Source organism: Paenibacillus pasadenensis DSM 19293, from assembly GCF_000422485.1.
Lineage (GTDB): Bacteria > Bacillota > Bacilli > Paenibacillales > Paenibacillaceae > Paenibacillus_O > Paenibacillus_O pasadenensis.
Genome location: NZ_KE383857.1, coordinates 118,610 through 128,063, shown reverse-complemented (window position 1 = coordinate 128,063; position 9,454 = coordinate 118,610). Strand labels below are relative to the sequence as shown.

General features: G+C 66.1%; 9 protein-coding genes. 1 reads left to right on the top strand and 8 read right to left on the bottom strand.

Features of this window, described 5'->3' with window-relative positions; genetic code table 11:
* Positions 1-556 precede the first annotated feature (556 nt).
* Positions 557-928, top strand: a complete 372-nt coding sequence (locus H582_RS0122875) for a helix-turn-helix domain-containing protein (RefSeq protein WP_028600396.1) — start codon at positions 557-559, stop codon at positions 926-928.
* A gap of 110 nt (positions 929-1,038) precedes the next feature.
* Here the strand turns inward: H582_RS0122875 and H582_RS29195 are convergent, their stop codons facing one another.
* The 8 genes from H582_RS29195 to H582_RS29190 all read right to left on the bottom strand — a co-directional run bounded on the left by H582_RS29195 (position 1,039) and on the right by H582_RS29190 (position 9,419).
* Positions 1,039-1,746, bottom strand: a complete 708-nt coding sequence (locus H582_RS29195; protein WP_052333569.1) for a hypothetical protein — start codon at positions 1,744-1,746, stop codon at positions 1,039-1,041.
* 5 nt (positions 1,747-1,751) lie between these two features.
* Positions 1,752-2,279, bottom strand: coding sequence for a hypothetical protein (locus H582_RS0122865; protein WP_028600395.1), 528 nt, complete (start codon positions 2,277-2,279; stop codon positions 1,752-1,754).
* Between the two features lie 305 nt (positions 2,280-2,584).
* A complete protein-coding gene (locus H582_RS0122860) occupies positions 2,585-3,244 on the bottom strand; it encodes a ThuA domain-containing protein (protein ID WP_028600394.1) in 660 nt (219 codons plus the stop codon).
* A gap of 85 nt (positions 3,245-3,329) precedes the next feature.
* A complete protein-coding gene (locus tag H582_RS0122855) occupies positions 3,330-4,055 on the bottom strand; it encodes an SDR family NAD(P)-dependent oxidoreductase (RefSeq protein ID WP_028600393.1) in 726 nt (241 codons plus the stop codon).
* Positions 4,056-4,245: 190 nt separating this feature from the next.
* The gene (locus tag H582_RS0122850; RefSeq protein ID WP_028600392.1) at positions 4,246-5,064 is read right to left on the bottom strand and encodes an NAD-dependent epimerase/dehydratase family protein; all 819 of its coding nucleotides are present in this window, start codon (positions 5,062-5,064) and stop codon (positions 4,246-4,248) included.
* An 85-nt stretch (positions 5,065-5,149) separates the two neighbouring features.
* Entirely contained in the window at positions 5,150-6,184 is a 1,035-nt protein-coding gene (locus H582_RS0122845; RefSeq protein ID WP_028600391.1) for a mannonate dehydratase, read from the bottom strand.
* Positions 6,181-8,580 carry a discoidin domain-containing protein gene (locus H582_RS0122840; RefSeq protein ID WP_028600390.1) on the bottom strand — a complete coding sequence of 800 codons (2,400 nt, stop codon included), beginning with the start codon at positions 8,578-8,580 and terminating at the stop codon, positions 6,181-6,183. Before H582_RS0122840 ends, H582_RS0122845 begins: the two co-directional genes overlap by 4 nt.
* Complete coding sequence (locus H582_RS29190) at positions 8,577-9,419, bottom strand: alpha/beta hydrolase (RefSeq protein WP_052333568.1); 843 nt, start codon at positions 9,417-9,419, stop codon at positions 8,577-8,579. Before H582_RS29190 ends, H582_RS0122840 begins: the two co-directional genes overlap by 4 nt.
* Between the last annotated feature and the right edge of the window lie 35 nt (positions 9,420-9,454).

Here is a 9,454-nt window from a genome sequence, read left to right as displayed (position 1 = left end):
TGACGGATAGCGAGTACAACGAGTATTATGGCAAGAAAGTCATTCGCGGCTTCGGCGACCCGTCGGTAAAACGTAGGTTGAAGCAGATGTTTGAGAAACGCTACCCCCACCACCAAGAGTGACGTCAACCCATTTTGACTGGGAATATCTTGCTGCTTACACATACTTCTTGACGCTACCCATCCCGGCGCGCTCCCGCCCATCCAAGGCACATTTGTGCCTTGGATTTCCCATTCCGGCGCGCTCCCGCCCATCCAAGGCACATTTGTGCCTTGGATTTCCCATCCCGGCGCGCTCCCGCCCATCCAAGGCACATTTGTGCCTTGGATTTCTCATTCCGGCGCGTTCCCGCCCATCCAAGGCACATTTGTGCCTTGGATTGCCCATCCCGGCGCGTTCCCGTCCATCCAAGGCACATTTGTGCCTTGGATTGCCCATTCCGGCGCGCTCCCGTCCATCCAAGGCACATTTGTGCCTTGGATTTTAATTTCTATCATCCCAGGTTGGCAGTCCCCTAGCCGAATCAGGTACACTAGCAGCAAAGAGGTGACAAGTCATGAAACAACATCGCTCTACATCCGGCGAGGTTAGGACCCAAGTAGTTCGAGAGTCGCTCGACGGCGTTCCCACGGCTGAGCTGGCCCGCAAGTACGCGGTTTCCCAAAGGTCGATTCGCGCCTGGGTACGGGAGTATCAGGAGAAAGCTGCCCTTGCGAATAAATCGACAGCATCGACAGGAGCAAGGCTCGACAGCGCTCGGCGGCTGGCGGAGATGGAGGAGAAATACGAGCAAGTGCAGAAGCTTCTTGCGGAAAAGGAGCTCGAGTCGGAAATCCTGCGTGCCTTGATCAACACGAAAACGAATAGCCCTGCCTCGATGAACGACTTGAAGTTTCGAAATCATTCATCGGGCAGGGGAAATCGATAGCCCGCTTGCGCGGGCAGCATGAGCTGACGATCAGCAAGTAGAAGTTGCTTCGCTTCGGCCAAGAACTGATCTTGCTGAACTCTCGCAAAAGAAAACCTGGCTATGCGCCGCTACGCCAAATCCGGACGAAGGCGATAGCGGCATACTTTTCCTCCGGCCGCAACAGACTCGAACAAGCCTTTTTCCGCCAACCGCTTCAAATGGATCGCCGCCGTCCGCCGATGGACGCCGATCGCTTCCGCAGCCTTGAACGGATAGATGTCTCCTCCATGAGCGCGAGCGTAGCTCAGCAAAGCAGCATCGACTCGATTCATGCCTTCCCCTGCTCCATCCCCCTTGATGCCGACCGAGAAGTCCGAGCCGCTGCGGGCGATTTGCGCGATCAGATCCCGGACTTGATTCGGCTCCTCCTTCAGGGAGTCGTACGCGACGGTCAAGGTGCGGAACCCATGCGAGTGGAGAAACATTTCCCGCATCGCCTCTCTCCTGTAGCCGCTCCGGTCCATCTGCTGCACATGAGGGCCGAATCCTTTGACATCGATGTTGAAGCGCACGCCCTCGGCGAACCAGGCGAAGTCCAGATAACAGGCGGCTCCTCTCCAGTCCTTGACCTCATATTCGGGATGAAGATCGTCAAAGTGACCGAACAGCGGCCACCATACCGCTCGCAGGAAAAGGATCTCTCCGTGAGCATGTCCGCGCCTGAGCCGGTCCTTCCGCTCTCCCGTCCGGGCATCGACATGCCGCTGAAGCCACGCCGCATGCGCCGAATCGAAAGACTGCCCTCGCCGATGCCCGGCGTGACGGGAAAAATCCATGCGGCTCAACGCCGCCTCCAGCCTTGAGGCAATTCGATATAACGGTAGACTCTCCGCTCTGACGGAAACAAGCCGAACTTCCCTTGATCCGCCTTTTCCTTGAACGAAGCCATCAGCGAACGGATCTCCGCTGGATCTTCCACCAGCGCATCATAAGCGATCGGCAGCATCCGGTATCCGCAGATCGTCATGTAGGCGTTGAACATCATCTCCCGGTTGCGCTCCTCTTCCGTCTGCCTGGCATACGTCTCGAATTCCTTGACCGCAATATGGAAATATTGATTGCCCTGCAGCCAGGCGAAATCAAGAAAAACCGGCGCTCCCTTCTCGTCCTGGACTTCATATTGCGGATGCAGATCGTCCAATTGACCGAACACCGGCCACCAGATCTCTTTCAGGAAAAGCATATCCTTCTCTTTCTGCCCCTGCTCCAGCCGCCGCCTCCGCTCCTTCGTGCTGCTTCGCAGATGGCGCTGAATCCAAGCCAGGCGCGCTTCCTCGAATCGCTGCTCTTGCTCTTGCCGATCCTCCATGCTCGTACAGCCTCCTCTTGAAAAAATGGATGCAAAAAAGCCCTGTACCGCCTCCCTGCCAGCCGGACGGTCTCAGAATTACGAGAGCTGTCGCTGACAGAAAAGATGGAACAGGGCGTTCTTCGCCACGAAACCAATCGGTCGGCACTCTTACATCCGTGCCGCTACAAGCCTATTCTAGCCAAGCGGCCGTCTGCTGGCAAGCCCCTTCTTCCGCTCGACGCTGCGGCCTCGCGTAGCTTGATCTTGCCATGCCTTGCCATGCCTTGCCATGCCTTGCCCTGCCATGCCTGCGCGAAAACTCCTTACAGCGCCCCCAGCGCCCACAGCCCGGCCTGGCGGACGAGCTTGCGGTACTCCGGATGCTGGAACGATTCGCGGCGATGGCCCGGCGACAGGTAGGCGACGCGTCCGAGACCATGCGCATGAGCCCAAGCAGCCGGCCAGCGGCTGCCTTCATGCTCGTACTCCAGCAGCACGGACGCCGTCGTTACGGTCGCTGGATCGAACCGGTAAGGCTCCTCCTCCATCCGGAAAGGCTCCACGCCGTCCAGCATCGGATGCGCGCGGCCCGCCTCGGTCGGCGAGTAGGCCAGCTCCGTCCAGTCCGGATGCCCGGTGAAAAAGCCCCCGATCAGCTTCGCGAGCTCCAGATCCGTCTGCAGGGAGATGCCGTTGTGCAGGACGAGCAGAGCTCCGCCCGCCTGTACGAACGACAGCAGCCCTTCGATCTCCTCCGGCTGCTTGCCGGTGCGCCAGTTGTCCGAGTAGGAAACGACGAGGCGATAAGGAGCCAGCGCCTCCGCGCGCAGCCGGCTGTAATCCTCCGTCGGCTCCAGCACCAAGGCGCCGTCGAAAATCGTCTCCAGCTCCGGATAAGCCGCGTCCAGCGGATGATACGGCGCCCGCTCCCCGTTGTCTCCAATTACGAGCGCCCGCGGCAGATGTCCATGGGATGTTGTCATGGGATGATTCCTCCTTGGAAAAAAATGCGTCATCGTCCGATGACGGAACGCAGCGAAGCGGGAGGCCCCGCTCGCTGACGGCTCCCTACGTCCAGCTCATCTCCGCGCCGGTGTTGTCGATGAACACCGGGTGATCCCGAGGCGTCCGATCCGCCAGATGCCCGTCGATGACGGTCGCGATGCCGGCGGCCGACTCTGCGGCCGTGTAGGTGCCCTCTTCGCTCAGCTTGCCGCTCATGTAGCTGCGCACCCAGCCGGGGTGGATGACGAGCACGCGGCCGCCGCGCGGCTTCAGCTCGTTGTGCAGGATGTTCGACTCGATGTTGAGCGCGGCCTTGGACATGCAGTAGCCGTACCAGCTTTCCCGCCACGTCTGATTGATCTGTCCCGCCTCAGACGAAATGTTCACGACAAGCTTGTCCTCGCCGGCGAGCAGCAGGCCGCTCAGCGCCTGCACGACCCGCAGCGGTCCGACCGCATTGACGGCGAACTGCCGGAACATCGCGTCATAGTCGATCTCGCCCAAGGCGCTTCCTTCCTTGTCGCCGACGACGCCGGCGTTGTTGACGATCAGCTCGAGACGGTCCGTCCGGCGCGCGGCCTCCTCCGCTGCGGCGCGCACGCTGTCCCCGTCGGCGACGTCGATGGCGAGCGGCACGAGCCGCTCCTTCCATTCCTCCGGCACCGGCTGCGGCTCCTGCCACTCCGGCATGTAGCGGCCGGCGAACACCGTATAGCCGCGCTGCAGCAGCTCCAGCGCCAGCGCGTAGCCGACGCCGCGGTCGGCTCCTGTTACAAAGGCATGTTTCATGCCCTTCCCTCCTCTATCGGTTCTGTTGAAAAGGCGACGGACGCTCGGCATGATCCTTCAAGCCGAACGGCCTGAAGCCGCGCCTGTCAAAACGCAGCCCCTGCTTATGAATGCGCTTCCCTCTCATTCTACCTGCAGAAGCCTGCCGGCGCCAACGCCCGAATCGGGCAGCGCGCAGCCTGCCTCCCGCTCACCGCCAGCTCCGCCTCGGCTGCCAGCCGAGCAGCCTCTTCGCCTTGGCGTTGCTCGACCAGGCCGCATGCGGCGGGCCGGAGCGGGCGAACTCCAGCAGCGACGGGTAAAAGCGAGCGGCCAGCTGCTCGTTCGGCACGAGCGAGCAGGTGTCGTCCGCCGTCACGTTCACCGCCTCGAAGCCGAGGCCGTCCGCTTCCACCGCGAGCCGGCAGGCGGCGGCCGCGTCGCGCGAGTCGACGTGGCTCCACAGGAAGCGCTCCGCGCCTTCGTGGCGGCTCAGCCACTCGTATTCCTCGGGGAGCGGCACATGCCCGAACCGCAGCGCGACCGCCTGCATGCCCGTCCGCCGATGGAACATCGCCATCGCCTGCTCGCCGGCGATCTTGGACAAGCCGTAGCTTTCCTGCGGCAGCAGCGGATGCGACTCGTCGACCGGCGCATGCTGCGGGGCGAAGCGATGGCGGGCGAAGCACCAGCCGTAGATCGACTCGCTCGAAGCGGCGGCGACGCGGGAGATGCCGAGCCCGGCGGCCGCTTCCAGCACCTGGTACGTCGACAGCGAGTTCAGGCGGAAAAGCTTCTCCGGCGACAGCTTGCCCGGCGCGTTGACGCCGGCCAGATGAAGGACGGCGTCCGCGCCCTGGAGCGCGCCGTACACCTCTCCAAGATCGGTCAGGTCGGCGATCGCCGTCCGGCAGATCCGCTCCGCCGGCGCGGCGAGGTCGACGTTCACCGGCTCGTGGCCGTGCTCCAGCAGCTCGCGCAGCACGAAGCGTCCGATCCGTCCGCTGCCTCCGGTGACGGCGATCTTCATCGTCTCTCCTCCTTTTTCAGCCGGGCTGACGGACGGTTCCTGCAGAGAGGGAACGGGGCCCAACCCCCTTGAGTCCAGCGCCGCTTCATCGCCCCGCCTCCTCGTCGAGCGCCCTCAGCATCGTCAGCGCCGCCCGCATGTAGCCGAGCGCATACGCCATGCCGGCATGCCACGGCGCCGCGCAGGCGACCGAAGGCGTATGGTCGGGAATGAGCACGCCGCCGAAGCCGCCGTCCCGCAGCAGCCGCAGCGCCTCCACCATGTCGATGTCCCCCTCGTCGAGGAACACTTCGTCGTAATGCGGCACCTTGCCCCGCACGTTGCGGAAATGCACGTAGCCGATCTCGCCCGCATGCGCTCGGATCGTCTCGTACACGTCGCCGTCCGTCATCTCCGCCGTCGTCCCGAGGCACAGCTCCAGCCGGCTGTTCGGACTCGGCACGAGATCGAGCAGCCGCCGGTAATAGTCCGTCCGGTAGACGAGCCGCGCCGTGTCGCGGACGACCGGCAGCGGCGGATCGTCGGGATGCGCCGCGAGCACGACGCCCGCCTCCTCCGCCACCGGCACGAGCTCTTCGAGGAAGCGCCGCACGCGATCCCACAGCTCCGCCTCCGAGACCGGCGCGACGACGCCCGGAGGGGCGTCCGGATCATAGATGAAGTTCCATACCGAGCCGCTCGGCATCGGCGACTGCGGCGGATCGTGGAACACCGCCGTGCGCGCCCCTCCGCGCGCGGCTTCGACGTAGCTCAGCCCCCATACGCCGGCCAGGCTGAAGTTGTAGCCGAGCATGCGGATGCCCGCGCGGCCCGCGTCGCGCACGATCCGCTTCAGCCGGTCCATCTGCTGCGCTCGCTTCGGTCCGTCCAGCAGCACGTCATGCCAGTGCGCCGGGCAGAAGTTCTCGATCGCATGCAGCTCCACGCCCTCCGCGTTCATCTGCGCCTTGAGGCGCAGCATCGTATCGAGCGAGTACATCTCGTCGTGGCGCGCGAGGTCGAGGACCGGCTCCGTATAGTCGGTCAGATGCGCGACGATGTCGGTGCAGCCCATCTGCCGGGCAAAACGGAAGTTGTCCCGCGTCAGCGCGCGCTGGCCAAGTCCGAGTCCGAGCCTCATCGGCGGCCGCCTCCCTTCGGCGCGCCGGCCGCAGAGGCTGCGTCGGTCGAATCCGGCGCATCGGCCGGATCAGACGAATCGGACGCATCACGCGGATCGGACGCATCGCGCAGGTCGGCCGCATCACGCGGACTGGCCGCAGCGCCTCCGCCGCCTGCCCCGGCCTCTGCGGCCGGAACGTCCGCAGAGGCTGCGTCCGGGCCGTACACGGACAGCCTTCGCAGCTCCAGCCCGAGCGTGCCCGCAGGCCGGATGGCCGCGAGCCGGACATGAGCCGCTTCGATCGTCGGAAAGGCCAGCTCCTCCGGGCCTTCCCCGCCAGAAGCGCTCGTACCGGGCGAGACAGGATTCAACCGCATGTTCGCCTCCTCGCCGTTCCGGTCCAGCACGGTCGTCCAATTCGCGCCGTCCGCCGAGGCTTCGAGCCGGTAGCGGGACGGACAGCCCTCTCCCCACTCCAGCTTGACGCGCCCGATGCGGCGCAGGCCGTCCAGGCGGACGGCGATCTCATGCTCGCCGCGGACGCGGGTCCGCCACGCCGTATGGCGCAGGCCGTCGACGGCGCATTCCGGCCCTGAGCCGCGATGATGCAGGCTGATGCTGCCGCTTGCAGGACGGACGAGCGCCAGGTCGCCAGAGTCGACGAACGGCTGGACGCCCCAGCTCAGGCCGAAGGCTTCCGGCCGCTGCGGCTCCCGCCCGGCTACCGCCAAAGTCGTCTGCCGGCTTGCCGTCTGCCGACCGTGCGGACCGTCCTCCGGCGTCGCCGTCGTGACGAACAGCACGCCCGGACCGTACAGCTCCAGCTCGATGCCGCGCGCCGCATCGGCGCCGGACAGCGTCAGCGCCGGCGCGGGATAGCCGTCCGCATCCGCCGGACGCTCCCGCTCGCTGCAGCGGTAGACGGCCAGGTCCGCGCCGCCGGACGCCTGCGGCAGCACGAGCCGCAGCGACTGCCGCCCCTGCCGGTGGCTGACGATGGCGGCGCTCCAGCCGTTGCCGCCGCCGTCCAGCGGCACGAGCGCGGCGACGCCCCGGACGCCTGCGGAGACGGGCTCGCGCCAGCTGCCCGGCCCCGCTCCCTCTGCGCCTCCGACGCCTCCGGCTCCCGGCTCCCCTAAGCTCCCGCCGCCGCTGCCACCGGTCCCCGGCCCGGCTCCACCTGCGCCTCCGACGCCTAGCTCACCTGCGCTCACGCCGCCGCTGCCACCGGTCTCCGGCCCGGCTCCCTCTGCGCCTCCGACGCCTCCGGCTCCCGGCAGCCTGCCGTCGTCCCACACCGAGGCCGCCACGATCCGGCTGCCGCGCGGGAACAGCCGCGACAGCAGCGCCATCGGATCGTACCACGGCCTCAGCGCGCGCTCCTGCTCGTCGCCGGACGAATTCCAGAACCCCCACGTCTTCCACTCGCCGGAGCTCCACGGATAGCCCTTGGCATGATGCATGACGTCGTCGAGCATCCAGGCGATCACACCCGACTGGCCGCCGCGCATCGCCTGCAGCGCGAAGTCCGCCATGAGCACGCCGTACCCGAACGTCCGCACGCGCGGCTGCTGGTCATGCGCCTCGTCCTTGCCTTCCACGATGCCCGCCTCGGTCATCAGATACGGCTTCGCCGCGCCATCCGGGTCGTTGCGGTCGATGAAGCGCCGCTTCTCGCGCACCTGCCGCTCCAGCCGGCCCGAGATCAGGTCGGCGTCCTGCACGTAGCGGTGGATGTCATAGGCGGACAGCAGGCCGCCGACGCCGTACACCGCGAGCTCGACCCACTCGTCCTCGTTGGACGAGTCCGGGCCGATCAGCCCGATCCGCCCCGCCAGGCCGCGTAGCTCGAGCACCTGCGCGAGCTGCAGCATCCCCCGCCGCCACAGCGCGAAGCGGTCGCCGTCCTCCGTCGCCCAGTCGCCGTTCGGCTCGTTGATGAAGTTGTACCAGCGCGCGCAGCGGTAGCCGCGCACGTCCAGCAGCTGATGCAGGAACTCGCCGATCAGCTCCGCCCACGCCGGATCGTCGGAAGCCGTCAGCCCGAGCTCCGGGCTGCGGCTCCATTCGCCGACGATAGCGTCGATGCCGCGCCGCTCGCAGTGGTCGAGGATGCGCCACAGCCTCCGCATCATCGGCGTCTCCCAGTCGTAGACCGGATCGCCGCGTTCGTCCCAGCTCGCCGTATAGGCATTGGCCCGCAGCATGACGCGCACGAGCGGCGTCCGCGTGAAGTCCACCCGCTCCAGCAGCGTCTCCCACTGCTCGTCCGTATGCTCGTACGTATCGCAGGGGTCCCACTCGAAGCCGATGCCGTCGAAATCACCCACGAGCACGTCGTCCGCATCGATGCGGACCGTCCAGGCGGCTGCGCCATCCAGCCTTTCCTCTACCGCCTTCGTCTCCACGCTCATCCTCCTTGCCCCTTTCCATCCGCTTCCCGTTGGTCCTCCGCCTCGCCGCCGTGCAGCGGCAGCCAGTCCAGCACGTCCCGGATCGCCGCGTCCCAGTAGCTCCACTCATGGCCGGCTCCCGGCGTCTCGACATAGGTCAGGCCGATGCGCCCCTCGAACTGCCGGCGGAAGTCCAGGTTCAAGCCATAGTTGAAGTCCGCCGTCCCGCAGCCCTGGTAGAAGCGCGGCAGCTCCGTGCCCGCCGCCAGATGCCCCTCCAGCACATGCGCCAGATCGTCGGGACTGCCGTCGTACGCCTCCGCCGAGCCGAACGTCAGCTTGGCCATGCGCAGCATCGCCTCGTTCGCGATCGGCGACTCGCCGGTCAGCCGCGTCCGCTGGCTGAGGCTGCCGGACAGGCTCGCCACGGCGGCGAACCGCTGCGGACAGCGGATGCCGAGCTTGAACGCGCCGTAGCCGCCCATCGACAGCCCGGCCGCGAACGTATCCTCGCGCCGGTCCGACAGCCGGAACATCGCCCCCGCGACGGCCGGCAGCTCCTCGCTCAGGAACGTGAAGTAGTCCAGCCCCTGCTTCTGATCGGCATAAAAGCTCAAGTGGACCGACGGCATGAGCACGGCGATGCCCTTCTCCTGCGCGTAGCGCTCGATCGAGCTGTAGCGCAGCCAGCTCATATGGTTGTCCGTCGCCCCGTGCAGCAGGTACAGCACCGGCCAAGGCGGCCCGCCTGCGGACGGCCCGGCCGCTCCGATCGCCGCCCCGCGCTGCGGGATGACGGCGGCGAGCGAGCTCGACAGGCTCAGCGTTTCCGAGAAAAATTCGACTTGCGCCAGCGGCATGGTGCATGCAGCTCCCTTCCGGATGAAAAATGAAA

Excerpts from the sequence above, each read along its gene's own strand:
- H582_RS0122875 (WP_028600396.1), top strand. The coding sequence starts at position 557 with ATGAAACAACATCGCTCTACATCCGGCGAGGTTAGGACCCAAGTAGTT.
- H582_RS29195 (WP_052333569.1), bottom strand. The coding sequence starts at position 1,746 with ATGGATTTTTCCCGTCACGCCGGGCATCGGCGAGGGCAGTCTTTCGAT.
- H582_RS0122865 (WP_028600395.1), bottom strand. The coding sequence starts at position 2,279 with ATGGAGGATCGGCAAGAGCAAGAGCAGCGATTCGAGGAAGCGCGCCTG.
- H582_RS0122860 (WP_028600394.1), bottom strand. The coding sequence starts at position 3,244 with ATGACAACATCCCATGGACATCTGCCGCGGGCGCTCGTAATTGGAGAC.
- H582_RS0122855 (WP_028600393.1), bottom strand. The coding sequence starts at position 4,055 with ATGAAACATGCCTTTGTAACAGGAGCCGACCGCGGCGTCGGCTACGCG.
- H582_RS0122850 (WP_028600392.1), bottom strand. The coding sequence starts at position 5,064 with ATGAAGATCGCCGTCACCGGAGGCAGCGGACGGATCGGACGCTTCGTG.
- H582_RS0122845 (WP_028600391.1), bottom strand. The coding sequence starts at position 6,184 with ATGAGGCTCGGACTCGGACTTGGCCAGCGCGCGCTGACGCGGGACAAC.
- H582_RS0122840 (WP_028600390.1), bottom strand. The coding sequence starts at position 8,580 with ATGAGCGTGGAGACGAAGGCGGTAGAGGAAAGGCTGGATGGCGCAGCC.
- H582_RS29190 (WP_052333568.1), bottom strand. The coding sequence starts at position 9,419 with ATGCCGCTGGCGCAAGTCGAATTTTTCTCGGAAACGCTGAGCCTGTCG.